Annotated in this window: 14 protein-coding genes; 9 read left to right on the top strand and 5 right to left on the bottom strand. The window is 45.8% G+C overall.

The window, feature by feature from the left end; genetic code table 11:
* Positions 1–13: 13 nt before the first annotated feature.
* Together tamB and tamA are read right to left on the bottom strand one after the other, a co-directional pair.
* Positions 14–3,775 (bottom strand): autotransporter assembly complex protein TamB, encoded by a 3,762-nt coding sequence (gene tamB / locus CTT30_RS01665; RefSeq protein ID WP_252035875.1) that lies wholly within the window; start codon positions 3,773–3,775, stop codon positions 14–16.
* Positions 3,772–5,481, bottom strand: a complete 1,710-nt coding sequence (gene tamA, locus CTT30_RS01660) for an autotransporter assembly complex protein TamA (protein WP_239871390.1) — start codon at positions 5,479–5,481, stop codon at positions 3,772–3,774. The genes tamB and tamA overlap by 4 nt, the downstream gene beginning before the upstream one ends.
* A gap of 119 nt (positions 5,482–5,600) precedes the next feature.
* Here tamA and msrA point away from each other — a divergent pair, with 119 nt between their 5' ends.
* The gene (gene msrA / locus CTT30_RS01655; protein ID WP_239871393.1) at positions 5,601–6,230 is read left to right on the top strand and encodes a peptide-methionine (S)-S-oxide reductase MsrA; all 630 of its coding nucleotides are present in this window, start codon (positions 5,601–5,603) and stop codon (positions 6,228–6,230) included.
* Between the two features lie 45 nt (positions 6,231–6,275).
* On the opposite strand, the gene ytfK is transcribed toward msrA, so the two are convergent.
* The gene (ytfK, locus tag CTT30_RS01650) at positions 6,276–6,476 is read right to left on the bottom strand and encodes a stringent response modulator YtfK (RefSeq protein WP_239835089.1); all 201 of its coding nucleotides are present in this window, start codon (positions 6,474–6,476) and stop codon (positions 6,276–6,278) included.
* A gap of 208 nt (positions 6,477–6,684) precedes the next feature.
* On the opposite strand from ytfK, the gene CTT30_RS01645 reads away from it, so the two are divergent.
* The 7 genes from CTT30_RS01645 (at position 6,685) to CTT30_RS01615 (ending at position 12,057) form a co-directional block, all read left to right on the top strand.
* On the top strand, positions 6,685–7,236 hold the full coding sequence (locus CTT30_RS01645) for a YtfJ family protein (RefSeq protein ID WP_252035874.1): 552 nt from the start codon (positions 6,685–6,687) through the stop codon (positions 7,234–7,236).
* 140 nt (positions 7,237–7,376) lie between these two features.
* Positions 7,377–7,610 (top strand): DUF2607 family protein, encoded by a 234-nt coding sequence (locus CTT30_RS01640; RefSeq protein WP_252035873.1) that lies wholly within the window; start codon positions 7,377–7,379, stop codon positions 7,608–7,610.
* 76 nt (positions 7,611–7,686) lie between these two features.
* Entirely contained in the window at positions 7,687–8,337 is a 651-nt protein-coding gene (gene zrgA / locus CTT30_RS01635; protein ID WP_252035872.1) for a zinc uptake protein ZrgA, read from the top strand.
* 56 nt (positions 8,338–8,393) lie between these two features.
* Complete coding sequence (locus CTT30_RS01630) at positions 8,394–9,101, top strand: ABC transporter ATP-binding protein (RefSeq protein ID WP_239876704.1); 708 nt, start codon at positions 8,394–8,396, stop codon at positions 9,099–9,101.
* Entirely contained in the window at positions 9,098–10,357 is a 1,260-nt protein-coding gene (locus tag CTT30_RS01625; protein WP_252035871.1) for an ABC transporter permease, read from the top strand. Before CTT30_RS01630 ends, CTT30_RS01625 begins: the two co-directional genes overlap by 4 nt.
* A gap of 2 nt (positions 10,358–10,359) precedes the next feature.
* Positions 10,360–10,857 carry a DUF3299 domain-containing protein gene (locus CTT30_RS01620; RefSeq protein ID WP_239871408.1) on the top strand — a complete coding sequence of 166 codons (498 nt, stop codon included), beginning with the start codon at positions 10,360–10,362 and terminating at the stop codon, positions 10,855–10,857.
* 303 nt (positions 10,858–11,160) lie between these two features.
* Positions 11,161–12,057: a TIGR03899 family protein gene (locus CTT30_RS01615; RefSeq protein WP_252035870.1), complete on the top strand. Its 897-nt coding sequence runs from the start codon at positions 11,161–11,163 to the stop codon at positions 12,055–12,057.
* Between the two features lie 92 nt (positions 12,058–12,149).
* Here the strand turns inward: CTT30_RS01615 and pgi are convergent, their stop codons facing one another.
* Entirely contained in the window at positions 12,150–13,802 is a 1,653-nt protein-coding gene (gene pgi / locus CTT30_RS01610) for a glucose-6-phosphate isomerase (RefSeq protein ID WP_252035869.1), read from the bottom strand.
* Between the two features lie 276 nt (positions 13,803–14,078).
* Between pgi and CTT30_RS01605 the strand changes: the two genes are divergently transcribed.
* Positions 14,079–14,501, top strand: a complete 423-nt coding sequence (locus tag CTT30_RS01605; protein ID WP_239835080.1) for a secondary thiamine-phosphate synthase enzyme YjbQ — start codon at positions 14,079–14,081, stop codon at positions 14,499–14,501.
* Between the two features lie 42 nt (positions 14,502–14,543).
* On the opposite strand, the gene alr is transcribed toward CTT30_RS01605, so the two are convergent.
* On the bottom strand, positions 14,544–15,632 hold the full coding sequence (gene alr / locus CTT30_RS01600) for an alanine racemase (RefSeq protein WP_252035868.1): 1,089 nt from the start codon (positions 15,630–15,632) through the stop codon (positions 14,544–14,546).
* Position 15,633 lies beyond the last annotated feature (1 nt).

Here is a 15,633-nt window from a genome sequence, read left to right as displayed (position 1 = left end):
CCTAACTTTCCGATTAATTAAACTCAAACTGATACAGTAGATCGACAGCACTATCCAGACCTGACACAGCCTCAACGTACAAATCCTGCATCAGACGATAGCGCACCGTAAACTCACCCACAGAGTCAAAAATACCAACGCCATATTTGACTTGTAAGCCCGGTAGCACATAGCCACTCACGGTCACTTGGGAATCATCACCAGATCCTGCGGTATCCAACTGAAGATCCTGAACACCAAAGGCTTCTCCAATTTCTCCAACCACGTGACCACTTTGCGCTAGACTCAACCCAATCAAAGTCGTCGTCATAGAGTTTCCTCCAGACTCCCCGTCTATATTCTGACCACGTAACAAATAAGATAGTGCATTAGCTTGTGGCATAGCGGGTTCAGAGAAGATAGTGACGGTCGGTTCGTCAGCTGGGCCTGTAACTCGCACTCCTGCCGTCACCTCATCCTGAGTGTTATCAGGGTTACGTATAGCGGTAATTTGCACATAAGGCTGATCCACTGGACCATTCATGAGAATCTTCCCTTGTTTGATCAACAAGTCTTGACCAAAAGATCGATAAGAACCATCCACAATGTTCACTTCACCGGTCACAAATGGTCCCTGATCGCGTTGTGCAACATTGAGATTACCCGATAACCCGCCTTCCAAGCCAAAAGCGGACAGCTTGAAATCATCACCAATATTGATGTTGACATTTGTTTGAATACTGAATGGAACACTTGTCGTTTCATCTTCGGGTTGTAACTGCTCATTCAATAGCACTTGATCTTTTGACACCCCGATCGCGCTTGGTGGTAACTCTTCAACCACAATTCGCCCCCAAGGCAAAGAAATATCACCATCGATACGAGCTTGTTGAGGTGAAGCGGAAATCGTCATATCCGGCACAACTTTGATTTTTACCATCGGCGGCACATCCACCAATAGCTCTTCAGCAAAAACACGCACATTGGTCTGCCAATCTTCAAGATCTTGCCAGTCAGCATCACCCGCGATTTCCAACTTGCCATCCGGGGTATTAATCGCTGCGGCTAAGGTCGCATCATAGCCAGAGAAATTAACCACCAGCTTACCCGTATCAATTTCGACCGGCGTAATCTCACCTTTAAGCAAAATATCATCGACCACAAACTGGCCATTAACGCGAGGTTGCATCATTGGGCCTGAGAAGGTTAATTCTGTCTGAATATTGGATTTCATCTTGCTGTAGCCCCCAAGCAGTGGAGCAAGAAAATCCACGTTAAACGTCGTTAAACCCAGCTTACCGTCGAGCCGTTTGTCTTTTGCTAACACATCAGGGATCCTAACTTCTCCTGAAATGTCACCATTGTCCGTTACATCCAATAGCCAATCCGCCTGTAGCTTATTGTCTACTAGGTGAGCATTGAGCTTGAATGACTCCCAACCTAGCTTTACAGGTTGCTTGTTAGTCTGAGCCAACGAGCCTTTTGGCATCTCCACATCAAGCATCACCTCAGGTGCAGTGTCAGGATTCCACTTCGCGATGGCTGCTGCGTTAACGGTGCCTTGTAGATTAATTTCCTGTGGGATAAAAGTTTTGATCTGTTCAAAATCGAATTGTTTAATTGAGAGGTGCGCTTCTCCACTCTTGCCTGCCGTTAAATCTTGATCGAGACAAACTGAAGAACCGGATTGCAACCAGCAATGGGCAGCAACGAAAGCTTGTTGTGAATCCATCAGCAATTCTATTGGTGTCGGCTGTGCCAAGGTCCATGTTCCCTGTTCCGAAGTCAGTGACATGTTCTCTAACGCCCCTTTCCATGCAAGCTCAGGCGTATCTTGAAGCGCACCTTGAATCGCAAGTTTCGTCGAAGCAAGATTTGAATCAACATCCAATCTCAGCGTATGTTGCTTCTGCTCCCCATCAAAGTTCAACGCAATGGTATCGATCAAATAGTCTTGATAATGAGTATTAGCGACTTGAAGTTTGAGTTCTCCTGACGGCAAAGGTAACGGAGAGATCTGCCCTTTCAGCGCCACGCTTTGCACACTCACTTCCTGCTGCCATTTTATCGCTTTCGCCTTGAGGTTAATGCCAACTTGGGGCTGCTCTAATTGGCCGGTCAGCTTGATCTTACCTTGTGCGCTGCCCTTCAAGTCGGGGATCGACTTAGCAATATCCAAAAAGTCTACCGTCACCTGCATGTTCAACTCTCGGTCTATATCCCCTTTAGCTATGAGGTGATTAGGACCATGGGACAAAACAAGGCGAGGTGTACTGAGTTTGATATCTCCACTACTAGCGCGATCTGATGCTGACAACGCACCTTCAATGTTAAGTGGGTAATCACGTAAGATACCATCGATATCCAAAGTAGGTAGTTCCACCTGCCAGCCACCTTGCTCAGTTAATGAACCTGACGTCGATAGCTGACCGCTGATTTTCCCTTCCGCCTGCTGCCACTGGAGGCCAGGCTGAATATCGACCAATGATATGTCCGCTGCCCAATTAATCGGAGCTTGCCAATTCGCCATCACCGTACCACTCACCTCTCCACCTAAAGTTTGTATAGAGAGGGACTGAAGATCGATTTGGTTTAAATCCCCATTGCCGCGCAAAGTCAGGTCAGCATCAGGCAATTGCTTACCTTTCAGAGCCGAATCGAGTTCAATACTGTAGCCGTTTAGCGAGCCTTGAGTATGCAAGTTGCGTATTGTGGCAAAATAATCACCTTGACCTTTCAACGGCCATTGAAGGTCGCCATCACTCAAAGTCAGTTCAAAAGGAAATTCAGACTTCAGTGGCTGCAGTGCCGCTTCAAGATGTGCCTTCGCTAAACCTCCGAAGTCTGCCTTTAACTCCAAGTCAGCAACACTTCCCGTCGCATGCAGTTTGACTGTCTGTCCATCCGCTATCTCCTGCTTCACTTTGGCATTCAGTTCCAGATCCAACGGATAGTCATCTGCTAAGGTCACCGTTGTACTCAGCACACCTTCGACTTCAGGCATATCCAACTCAAGAGTATCAACCTGAACTTGGGAGCGGGCCGCACTTGCCTCCAACCCCAAATGGTGCACGACTACAGGAGTGGGTTGTCGCAGCTCAAAATCATTCACATCTAGTCGCACTACATCAATTTGCAGCGGTAAGGTAATGTTTGGTAAGGCTATCGGTGTGTTAGCGTCCGCAGAAGGACTTGCAGCAGGGGCTGGTTCACTGGCCTCACTTGGCGCCAGTGCGACGCGAATGGAGTCTAGCGCCGTTTTGTTGATTCGTAGACGATTGCCCTGAAACGCTAATCCAGTCGTGAAAGACTGCCAGTTGATCTGATTACCTAGAATATCCAGATATATGTCGGTTAAGGCGACGCGTTTGACTTTAATTGGCAGCGGCGCTGTTACTAGACCACTTTCTTCAGCCACAGATTCATCTGGCGTTGCGTTGCTCTGCGGTAATTCCGGCATCTCAAATTTAAGGCCATCTACCGCGAGTTCATCGACACAAACGCTGGGCTCTGTCAGACAAGTAGCATTAACTGCCAACGTGATTGAGCGTGCCTGCACATCGACGTTAAGTGAGTCGTCTTTAAACACAACACCATTAAGCGTAAAGCGCGGGAAAATCGCTCCTGAATGGGACTCGACTTTCAACTGAGGCACAAACTTTTCTGCACCCCAGAGCGCTAATTTAAGACCCGGAGTTGTAAACAGTACTACTGCTAAGCCGATGGCAATCGCCACCAATAAGCTGATTAAAGAGATAGATAGCCACTTAGACCATTTAAACACTACCTTGGTCATAACTCAGGCCCTAATGTGAAGTGGATTTTGAATTCATCACCCGGCGTCGCATCTAACCCCCATGCAAAATCGAGACGAATAGGACCGACGGGCGATGCCCACCGGACACCAAAACCGGTCCCGCGTTTAAAGTCAGGTTGGTCATTGAACGCATCACCGTAATCATAAAAAAGCGCGCCCCACCATTTACCATAAAAACGATACTGATATTCGAGAGAAGAGGTGGCGATGTACTTTGCGCCCGTTAATGCGCCACTGCTATCTTGAGGAGAGATAGACTCGTAACCATAACCACGTAAATTGTTATCACCACCGGCAAAGAAACGCAGTGATGGCGATAACTTATCAAACTCATCCGCGAAGTTAGCACCGCCGTCTAAGCGCAAAAGGCCACGATGATTACGCCCTAAACTTCGAATCCATGTGGTTCCTGCTTGAAGCCGAATCACTCTAGTCTCAGACAGCAAGCTATCATCGCCAAACTCCAACGTCATGGTTTGACTATCTCCCCAACGAGGCATCGCTCCACCACGAATACGACTCCGGCTGAACGTCACCCCAGGTAACACAAACTGCCCTGAGTCATCTTGTAAGCCCTGCTCATAATTTTCCAGCAAGTAACGTACAAATAAAGTCCTGTGCCAGCCATTATCTAATAGCCAATGACGCTCAACAGCCAAGTTCGATTCCAAGCTTTTGGTGTTACGGTTGTCGACATTTTTCATACCGTAGCTGACTTGATAATACTCATTGAGTGCATCTTCAAGTGGAATTCGGTAACCAGCAGTAATCGTTTGTTCTGGCCCAGAAAGTGAGAAGCTACTGTCAAAGCTGTGCCCTCGGGCATTTACCCAAGGCTTTTTCCATTTTAAAGAGCCTTTTACTCCAACATCTGTGGAGTAGCCTAAGCCCGTTTCAATTTTGTTCTTAGCCTGTGGTGCCAGAGACACTTTCACTGGTAGTTCCCGACCTTTTCCAAGCATGGATAAATCGGGCTCCACAAACACCGAAGAAAACCAATCCGTATTCGAAAGGTTTTGGTTGAACTCACCTACTTGAGAAACCTGATATGGGTCACCTTGTTTGAATGGTGCCAACGAGCCAACACGGTCTTCTTCAATTTGGCTGCCAGAAATGATCTTCTCACCAAAGGCATAACGAATCCCACTATCGAAATGTAAACGTATGAACGCTTCATTCAAATCAGGAGATACCTCCAGTCGACTCATGGTGTAGTCACCTTCGAAGTAGCCTTTTTGCAAAGCGAGGTTGCGAATACCAGATTTGAGACCGTCATACAAACTGTGGTTAAGAACTTCCCCTTCATGAATACCGCTTTTACGAATCAGAGCCTTAAATGAACGATCATCACTAGCTTCGCCCGTTAGCTGTATATCCACTTCTTTAATCAGTACAGGAGAACCGGGAGTGATGACCACCACCAATTCACTTCCCTCGTCTTCCACACGAAAAGAAAAATCTGGGTGGTAATAACCAAGCGCATTGAGGGCTTCGGTGAGGCTCTTTTCAAGGCGAGCTTGAAAGCGTAGGCTGGTGTTGTAATCTTCCTCAGGGATAGAAGACAGATAAGCGTCAACATTCGTCTCCAACTCACCAGATAAACCTTCAACGGACAAATCCACGGTCTGAGCAAAAGCAGGTAAACCGCTAGCAAGGAGAATGACTGGTAATGACTTTCTTATCATGGTTTATTTACTACCTAAAAATCTTAACGGAATAATAACGCCACTCAAAAAATAAGTCTGTACGAAAACAGTCAATTAGGCGGTCTACTCTCAAGATTGTTAATGTAAGGATATTTTCTATGCTCGACAAACAAACTATGATCACCGCTCAGCAGGCACTACCAGGCCGTGATCAAGCCCTGCCCCTTGATGATTCACATTTTGTTAATCAATCCAGTTTGACCGCAAAGCCTGCCAAGGGTTGCGAAGAAATGTTGTTTGGCATGGGGTGTTTTTGGGGGGCTGAGCGCCTGTTCTGGCAACTTGATGGCGTAGTTAGCACCTCTGTAGGGTACGCAGGCGGTTTTACGCCTAACCCTACCTACGAAGAAGTGTGTTCAGGCCAGACAGGTCACACAGAAGTAGTGCGGATTGTCTTTGATCCTACTGTCATCAGCCTCAAACAACTATTGCAGATCTTCTGGGAACACCACAATCCAACCCAAGGTATGCGCCAAGGCAACGACTTAGGCACACAATATCGTTCTGCCATTTACGTTTATAGCGATGAACAATATCAGGCAGCGATACAATCAAGAGACGAGTATCAAGCGTTGCTCGGACAGGAAACCTCATCCATTACCACCGAAATCTTGCCTGCTGGTCGATATTATTATGCGGAAAGCTACCACCAGCAATATTTGGCCAAAAACCCGAATGGGTATTGTGGGTTGGGGGGAACGGGGGTTTGTTTTCCACCGGAAAGTTAAGGCATACAAAGTAAAAGTCGCCCAATTGGGCGACTTTTTATTTTCCTACACAGGTAACAGGGTAATGGCCTGATTGATTTCCTTAAAGGTATTCATTTTCTTTTTATCTTTAATATCCGGCATTAAGACTTTGCCGTTATCAAATCGGAACTCACCGACCCCTGAAATAACAAACTTTCCTTTGAATAAGGTTTTGACAAAACGTGCCACCTGACGTGGACGATATTTTGTAAACTCGCGTAGCATAACCACCTCATATCCATTTGCGATTCGAACCTATCCTTGGTTCCACCTTTCCTCCTGAAAGGCTTACAACACATCATACACATTAATAGTATCACCACAAGCAGCAGGATCACAATTAACAAACAAAAAATTAACATTTGGCATTTTACTCAGCAATAGAGAAAATTTCGTTATATACTTTTTCCGCTTACTAAAAAGGAAGAAAACAATGAAAAACAAGACTCTATTAGCTTTAGCAATAGCATGCTCTCCCATGTTTGCTCTGGCACATAATCTCTCTGTAGGTCAGCCAGTGCCGAGCATTGAAGTGACGAATTACGGTGAGATTATGGTCAAGGACAACGATACAAACTATCAATCATGGTCCTCTCAGGACATGTTGGGGAAAGTTCGTGTCATTCAAGCGATTGCCGGTCGCAGTAGCTCAAAAGAGCTCAATGCTCCACTAATGGCCGCGATTACTGCCGCTAAATTTCCAGAAGACAACTACCAAACCACGACAATCATCAATCAGGATGATGCTATTTGGGGCACAGGATCGTTCGTCAAGTCCTCAGCCGAAGACAGCAAAAAAGAGTTTCCTTGGTCTTCAATGGTGCTTGATGAAGATGGCGTTGTCGCGAGTGCTTGGCAGCTAGCAGAAGAATCATCAGCCATCATAGTTCAGGACAAACAAGGTCACGTCTTGTTTGTTAAAGAAGGCGCACTCAACGAAGATGAAGTTCAACAAGTTCTGACCCTAATTAAAGATAATATCTAATCTCATTTGATCTTAGCGTTTCAATAAGAGTTGTTATAACATAACAGCTCTTTTTTCGTATTGAACAAAACGCTGTGACTTCTATTCATTCCCATCGCATCAGATACTTAACCCTTCATGCTCTATGTGGCATTGGGCTGATGCTGTGGATGAGTTTCGCCTACATCGACCATCAATACGAGCTCTCGTCAGCTCATCATGATGAACATCACTGCCAGCTATTCTCATGCGCACAACACGGCATGAGTCAATCATCTCTGACACTAATCGACACCTCATTACCTGATAGATTCGTCATTCAGGATGATTACCACTTCTACCAGCGACCAGCCTTTGCCTATCAAGCTCGCTCACCACCTGTAAGACTGATTTAGTTCACTCAAACTTTATACGTGCTGTTTTACCACTACAGCCATCGATTTTTATGATGACACTTTATTAGGATTCACAATGAACTCAATGACAAAAACTGCCACATTGGTTGCTCTTGCACTAAGTACCACTGCTTTCGCTGACGAAGGCTTTCGTCAACACGAAGCTCACGTACATGGACACGTTGAACTGAACATCGCTCAAGATGGTAAAGAACTGTTAATGGAAATTACCGCTCCTGGCGCTGATGTTGTGGGCTTTGAACATGCTCCAAAAACAGCAGAGCAAGAAAAAGCCCTTAAAGAGGCCGTCACTCGCCTAGAGAGAGCAGACTCAATTTTTACTCTTGCATCAGCAGCAGGTTGTAAAGTTGAACATCAGTCAGTCACACATACACTAGGGGCTGACGACCACGACCACGACCACGACCACGACCACGACCACGAAAAGCATGACGGACATCATGATGAACACAAGCATCACGATAGTCATGAAGAGCATCATAATGAGCACGAAGGTCACGAACACCATGATGAACATAAAGGTGGCCATGGCGAATTTACTGTCGAATACCACTTCGAATGTGACGATATTAACGCGCTCTCTTCCATCGATACGCAATGGTTTAACGCTTTCCCAACCACAGAGTCGATCAGCGTGAACCTACTGACAGATAAAGTGCAAACAGCACTTGAATTGTCTTCAAGCAACACTAAGATTTCGTTTTAATCACTCTCTAAGTCTGATGGCCTAAGCCATCAGACTTTTTCGTTCAGGTTATGCCGATGGTAGAAAATAGAAGCAACAGCGTTGTCGAGCTGGAGCAGGTCACCTTTACCTGGCCCGGAAATCCAACGCCAACACTCGATATCAATCAACTTAGTATCACCGCAGGAGAACATCTCTTCATCAAAGGACCTAGCGGCTGCGGTAAATCGACTTTACTGGGCTTGCTCACGGGGATTAATACAGCCAGCAGTGGCCAGTTACGGGTTCTTGGCCAAGACCTTAACCAGATGAAAGGTAGCCAGCGCGACAAGTTCCGTGCCGACCACATTGGCTATATATTTCAACAGTTCAACTTGTTGCCTTATCTCAATGTGATTGAAAACGTCATCCTACCCTGCCAGTTTTCCGCACAACGCAAATCACAGGTCGATACATCACTGGTTGAAGACGCGACTCGGCTGCTGGAAAAACTTCATCTACCTGCACATTTGCTGGATAAGCCTGTCGTGGAACTGAGTATTGGTCAGCAACAGCGTGTCGCAGCCGCTCGAGCTCTGATTGGCAAACCAGCCCTAATCATTGCCGACGAACCAACTTCTTCGCTCGACTACGACAACCGCACCGCGTTTATTGAGTTGCTGCTTGAGCAGGTGAATCAAGCTCAATCAACTCTGCTGTTTGTTAGTCATGACCCAACATTGGAAAGTTTGTTCGACAGAACATTAAACTTAAACGAATTGAATCAGGTAGGAGTGACACCATGACCCCAACATTCATGCTTGCCTGGAAAAGTGTTCGTAATCGCCGTGTCACCGCCATTCTGACCATATTAACCGTCGCAATTTCGGTCATCCTACTACTGGGTGTAGAAAGAATCCGTACTCAAGCCAAAAGCAGCTTTGCTAATACTCTCTCAGGAACTGACCTGATCGTCGGTGGACGCTCTGGTCAAGTAAACTTGCTGCTCTACTCAGTGTTTCGCATCGGTAACGCCACCAATAATATTGACTGGAAGAGTTATCAGGAATTCAGCAATCATCGCTCTGTGAAGTGGGCGATTCCTATATCTCTCGGAGACTCACACAAAGGTTTCCGCGTGATGGGCACCAATCACAGCTATTTTGAGCACTATCGCTATGGCAAAAAACAGAACATTGCCATCGCTGAGGGACGCGAATTTGACGGCTTGTTTGAGACCGTCATTGGCTCTGATGTCGCCCGCTCTCTGGGGTACAAGATAGGCACAGAAATCATTATTGCCCACGGTATCAGTGACGTTGGATTCAGTCGTCATGACAACCTGCCATTTAAGGTGGTCGGTATTTTAGCCCCAACAGGCACCCCAGTAGACAAAACTGTTCATGTTTCTCTTGAAGCGATTGAAGCGATTCATGTGGGTTGGGAGTCCGGAGCCCACTTGGGCAATACACCAAGCTCAGATCAGCTTGAAAAGCAAAACTTCCAACCAAAACAGATCACTGCCATGTTGCTTGGCCTAAACTCCAAAATTCAGACCTTTGCTCTGCAACGTCAAATTAACACCTACCCTAAGGAGCCCTTGAGCGCGATTCTTCCGGGAGTTGCCTTGCATGAATTGTGGGGAATGATGTCGGTGGCAGAGCAAGCTCTGATGGCCGTGTCTGTCTTTGTTGTTATTGCCGGTTTACTCGGTATGTTGTCGAGCTTACTAACTAGTCTCCAAGAGAGACGACGGGAAATGGCAATCCTGCGAGCCATGGGAGCGAGGCCTAGGCATGTACTGGCGCTACTGGTTATGGAAGCCAGTGCCTTAACCTTAGTCGGCTTAGCGGTTGGCGTTATAGGTTTATATGCCCTGTTAGCGACTATTGCTCCAGTAATTCAACAGCAATATGGGATACACATAGAGATGATAGCTTTATCCCATTATGAGTGGATGCTACTTGCAGCTGTACAGTTAGCAGGTACTGTAATCGGCTTTATTCCAGCGTTCCGCGCGTATAGACAATCTCTCAGCGACGGTATGACAATACGAGTTTAAATATGAAACAGATATTCTTAGCGCTCATGCTTGCCGTGAGCTTTGTAACCCCATCGCTGGCTAGTGCCAGTGAAGATATTCTCAAACTAGATTGGATAGATCTAATCCCAGAAAGTGAACGCCAGCAATTTGATTCTTCTGGTATGCCAGTAACGGATCACTCTGGTCAAGCAGCAAAGCAATCGCTAGTGGGTAAAGTACGCCAAGAGCTGAATGGCAGTAAGGTAAAAATACCTGGCTTTGTGATCCCCTTAGAAGGAGATGAGGATAAAGTCACGGAATTTCTGCTGGTTCCATACTTTGGTGCATGTATTCACGTTCCACCACCACCACCAAACCAAATCATATATGTGAAATTCCCTAAAGGAGCGCCTGTGCAGCAACTTTGGGATGTCATTTATGTGGTAGGAACATTAAAAACGGAAACCATCAACCATGAACTGGCTGAAACAGGCTACGTTTTAGAAGGCACCGCTATCGAAGAATACGATGACTACTAATATTATTTAACATAAAAGCAACCTGTTAATTATCCGCTTTTCTTTATATGTATCTAGAGAGATAAACCAAGACGGCTAGATAAACCAGAAACAATAGGGCAATTGACAGGTGCTTTTTCAGTTTACTCTCATTTAAAAACTTCATAAGCCCCTCAAAAACATCGATAACAATTTTAACAACTTATTATCATTTGGCATAGCGCCAATTTTCAAAGCTTGCTCACATAGTTCTTCTGGCGGCTAAACTGGTTAAGAGGTAAATTTAATAAGCATATTTAACACTTTGATGAGTAAGGAATTCACATGTCAGAGAAGCAAAAGCCAGTTGTCATTGAGCACGAGTCTAACGCTGAAGCTCGGCATGAGAAAAAAACCACCTACATCAAAGACAGTGCTAGCCGAGTCATGAATATTGCTCAAACTCATGGCCTTGATGCCCTGTTACAAAAAGAGGCTCCGCAAAAGACTGCATTAGAGAGAGCGCTGATTCGAGAGCGCCGCTACAAAGAACAAAAGCAGAAAAACCTCGAACAAATTCTCAAGCTCGCTCACCTCTCCTGTAAAGACGAAACGGCGGGCGACCCAGATCATGACTGGCTTCATCGTTTCTTCTCTATGGCACAAGAAGTTCATAACGCATCGATGCAACGCTTATGGGCACAGGTGCTAAAGCGTGAAGTCACGAACCCTGGCTCCACTTCCATGAAAGCTTTGAAGGTACTACAGGATATGTCTCCCAAAGAAGCGCAAATACTGCAGCGTGCCGCTTCTCTTGCATGCAGCTTTGGAGGAGATACTAGTCGTAAACTATTAATTGGTTATCGAGCTCAGGGGGGAATTTTCAACTTTGGTAAGCGCAACATCACTGGCAACATCAATGTCGGTAACTTCCAGTTGCCTTACTCCAATCTGTTGGTGCTGTTTGAGTTAGGTTTGATGCACGGAACAGAGCTTGAGTCAGGCGAAATTGATCTCGACTCTCCCTTACCCCTAACATATCAAGGCAAACAGTTATCATTGCAAGCGCACAGCAAAGGTGTTCGACTACTCTATTACCGCTTCAGCCCTACGGGCAATGAGTTATGTAAGCTGCTTGGTAATAAGCCTAATATGCAATACTACGATCAGATGATCGCTTTGCTCAGCCAGAAATTCACCGCAAGTACCGACGTCAAGTCAACCATTGATACCACCGTATGATAAAGAGTTGCCTCGAGAAAGTATTAACTCCAATTATAAAAAACGCCAACCTTTCGGTTGGCGTCATCATCAGCTAACTAGGTTATATGCGATTACGCTTTGAAAGCCTTAAATGCATTAATCAAACCATTAGTCGAACTATCGTGTGAGCTGATTGCTGAATCATCCGCAAGTTCAGGCAAGATTTGGTTTGCTAGCTGCTTACCAAGCTCCACACCCCATTGGTCGAAGCTGAAGATATTCCAAATAACACCTTGTACAAAGATCTTGTGCTCGTACATAGCGATTAGGTTACCCAGTGTACGTGGTGTGATCTGTTTTACTAGGATTGAGTTAGTTGGGCGGTTACCTTCAAATACCTTGAATGGCGCAAGTGTTGCGGCTTCTTCTTCGCTCTTGCCTGCTTTAGCAAATTCGGCTTTCACTGTCTCTTCTTCTTTACCAAAAGCAAGCGCTTCAGTTTGGGCAAAGAAGTTAGACATCAATTTCTGGTGATGATCACCTGCTGGATTATGACTGATGGCAGGTGCAATAAAGTCACAAGGGATCAGCTTAGTACCTTGGTGAATCAACTGGTAGAACGCATGCTGACCGTTAGTACCAGGTTCACCCCATATAATTGGACCTGTTTGGTAAGTCACTGCGTTACCGTCACGATCAACGTACTTACCGTTCGATTCCATATTGCCCTGTTGGAAGTAAGCAGCAAAACGGTGCATGTACTGATCGTATGGAAGAATCGCTTCAGACTCAGCGCCATGGAAGTTGTTGTACCAAAGCCCCACTAGCGCAAGGATTACAGGAATGTTGCTCTCAAAATCCGCTGATGCAAAGTGGTTATCCATTTCATGAGCGCCATCAAGTAGCTCAATAAAGTTGTCGTAACCAACCGCTAGAGCAATTGAAAGACCAATTGCCGACCACAGAGAATAACGACCACCAACCCAGTCCCAGAACTCGAACATGTTGTCTGTGTCGATACCGAACTCAGACACTGCTGGAGCATTAGTTGAAAGCGCTGCAAAGTGTTTCGCTACGTGCGCTTCATCACCTGCAGATTCAAGGAACCAATCTCGTGCGCTATGTGCGTTGGTCATGGTTTCTTGAGTAGTAAACGTCTTAGAAGCAACTAGGAATAACGTGGTTTCTGGGTTTACTTTTTTAAGCGTCTCAACGATGTGAGTACCATCAACGTTAGAAACGAAGTGCAGATTTAGGTGGTTTGTGTATGGCGCTAGTGCTTCAGTCACCATGTAAGGCCCAAGGTCAGAGCCACCAATACCAATGTTAACTACGTCCGTAATCGCTTTACCTGTATAGCCTTTCCACTCACCGCCGATAACGCGCTCGGTGAATGATTTCATTTTTTCTAGCACGGCATTGACCGCAGGCATGACATCTTCACCATCGACCATAACAGGCTTGTTGCTACGGTTACGCAGTGCGGTATGAAGTACTGCACGACCTTCTGTTTGGTTAATCGCTTCGCCACTGAACATCGCTTCGATTGCTGCCTTTAGCTCAGTTTCGTTGGCAAGTGCGAACAGGTGTTTCATGGTTTCTTCATTGATTAGGTTTTTAGAGTAATCAACAAGAATGTCGCTACCGAAACGGGTAGAGAACTTATCAAAACGTGCTGCATCTTGTGCAAATAGATCTTTGAGATCCATATCTTGTGCAGTTTCGAAGTGCGCGGTTAGCGCGTTCCAAGCTTGTGTTTGCGTTGGATTGATATTTTTCAACATGGTTACTATCCCGATGTTACAGTAGGTTTTATTCCATACAGCCTAGCGAAAACTGTGGAATCCCCGATTATGCAAAAATAGTTCGGTTCTGGCGTTGCAACAAGCAGCCAAAACTTTGTAATAAATTTTCAAGGTGCAATTATGAACCAGAGTGGCTGCACCATCATTGAGTTAAGTCACGTTAAATGATTAAGTGACACTCAAACCCAGACTTATATTGACTCTCACCATACCGACAAAGGTTAGGTTTGCCAAATAGATTATAAAGGATGCCATATGTGGTCTCAGAAGCGTATTCAATTGAGCGCAAGAAAGCGTGGGTTTCATCTCATCACCGATGAAATAGAACAACAAATCCCAGAAATCGGTCAGTTTTCTGTCGGAATATTACAGTTATTTATCCAACATACTTCCGCAAGCCTGACCATCAATGAAAATGCAGATCCAACAGTTCGTCATGATATGGAGAAACACTTTAATCACTATGTGCCTGAACGGGCTCCCTATTATAAGCATACCTATGAAGGTGATGATGATATGCCAGCCCATATCAAAGCTTCTACTTTAGGATGCAGTGTCATGATTCCCATTAGCAATGGGCGATTAGCATTAGGGACATGGCAGGGGATCTATCTTGGAGAGCACCGAGATTATGGCGGGAGCCGCACTCTTGTGGCGACAATACACGGTGAACGGTAAAAAGGCTGGCTTTTCGCCAGCCCACTATAAAAGAGTCACTCTCTATGCCTTAGAATATTCCATCTCTACTCGTGAAGTAAGCTTGGTCACCAGCTCATAAGCAATGGTACCAATATGGCAAGCAACTTCCTCTGCTGGCAGGCTATCTCCCCAGAGGATAGCCTCATCTCCAACCATATCATGAGCCTCAGGGCCAAGATCTACCGTTAACATATCCATTGATACTCGACCCGCGATAGGCACTTTACGGCCATTGACTAAGACAGGGGTGCCATTAGGTGCCGCTCTTGGGTAACCATCACCGTAGCCAATAGCAATCACCCCTACTTTGGTATCTCGCTGACTCGTCCAAGTCCCACCATAACCAACACTCTCACCCGCTTTGACATCTCTTACCGCAATAAGATGTGATTTCAGAGTCATTACAGGTTGGTACCCCATCTGCTGGGCTGTTCTGTCATTGAATGGTGATACACCATACATAATGATGCCTGGCCTTACCCAATCTAAGTGACTGTCTTGCCAAGCGAGCAAACCAGCAGAGGCAGCTAGAGAACGCTCACCTTCACACCCGTTAGTGAGTGATAAAAAGAGCTTGGTCTGCTCTGTAGTCGTGGTGTTATCCAACTCATCTGCGCAACCAAAATGACTCATATAGCGTAAAGGTTTTGCCACATTGCGACACGCTTTCAGCCGGGTCACAAAATCGGTGTATTGCTCTGGCCTCACCCCTAATCGATGCATGCCGCTATCGACTTTAAGCCACACCACAACGGGTACTTCCAATTCAGCCTGTTCAAGCGATTCAAGTTGCTCTTCACAGTGCACGACTGTTTGGATGTTATTGGTCACTAAAACAGGTAAATCACCCGATGAATAGAAGCCTTCTAGCAGTAGAATCGGTTTGACAACACCACATGCTCGCAGCTGCAAAGCTTCTTCTATTCGAGCAACACCAAAAGCATCGGCCCCATCGGCGTATTTGGCAATATGTCTCAGGCCATGACCATAACTATTGGCTTTCACAACAGCCATGATTTTGCTGTTTGGCGCTTGAGATTTTATCTGCTCTAAGTTGTGTTGTAGTGCGTCCAAATCGATAAAGGCAGTTGCCGCTTTCATATAACTCATG

It is taken from the genome of Vibrio coralliilyticus (genome assembly GCF_024449095.1).
GTDB lineage: Bacteria > Pseudomonadota > Gammaproteobacteria > Enterobacterales > Vibrionaceae > Vibrio > Vibrio coralliilyticus_A.
The sequence above is the reverse complement of the archived record's forward strand: the minus strand, read 5'-3'. Positions and strand labels throughout refer to the sequence as shown.

Coding starts and splice junctions, on each gene's coding strand:
- tamB (WP_252035875.1), bottom strand. CDS start 3,775: ATGACCAAGGTAGTGTTTAAATGGTCTAAGTGGCTATCTATCTCTTTA.
- tamA (WP_239871390.1), bottom strand. CDS start 5,481: ATGATAAGAAAGTCATTACCAGTCATTCTCCTTGCTAGCGGTTTACCT.
- msrA (WP_239871393.1), top strand. CDS start 5,601: ATGCTCGACAAACAAACTATGATCACCGCTCAGCAGGCACTACCAGGC.
- ytfK (WP_239835089.1), bottom strand. CDS start 6,476: ATGCTACGCGAGTTTACAAAATATCGTCCACGTCAGGTGGCACGTTTT.
- CTT30_RS01645 (WP_252035874.1), top strand. CDS start 6,685: ATGAAAAACAAGACTCTATTAGCTTTAGCAATAGCATGCTCTCCCATG.
- CTT30_RS01640 (WP_252035873.1), top strand. CDS start 7,377: ATGCTGTGGATGAGTTTCGCCTACATCGACCATCAATACGAGCTCTCG.
- zrgA (WP_252035872.1), top strand. CDS start 7,687: ATGAACTCAATGACAAAAACTGCCACATTGGTTGCTCTTGCACTAAGT.
- CTT30_RS01630 (WP_239876704.1), top strand. CDS start 8,394: ATGGTAGAAAATAGAAGCAACAGCGTTGTCGAGCTGGAGCAGGTCACC.
- CTT30_RS01625 (WP_252035871.1), top strand. CDS start 9,098: ATGACCCCAACATTCATGCTTGCCTGGAAAAGTGTTCGTAATCGCCGT.
- CTT30_RS01620 (WP_239871408.1), top strand. CDS start 10,360: ATGAAACAGATATTCTTAGCGCTCATGCTTGCCGTGAGCTTTGTAACC.
- CTT30_RS01615 (WP_252035870.1), top strand. CDS start 11,161: ATGTCAGAGAAGCAAAAGCCAGTTGTCATTGAGCACGAGTCTAACGCT.
- pgi (WP_252035869.1), bottom strand. CDS start 13,802: ATGTTGAAAAATATCAATCCAACGCAAACACAAGCTTGGAACGCGCTA.
- CTT30_RS01605 (WP_239835080.1), top strand. CDS start 14,079: ATGTGGTCTCAGAAGCGTATTCAATTGAGCGCAAGAAAGCGTGGGTTT.
- alr (WP_252035868.1), bottom strand. CDS start 15,632: ATGAGTTATATGAAAGCGGCAACTGCCTTTATCGATTTGGACGCACTA.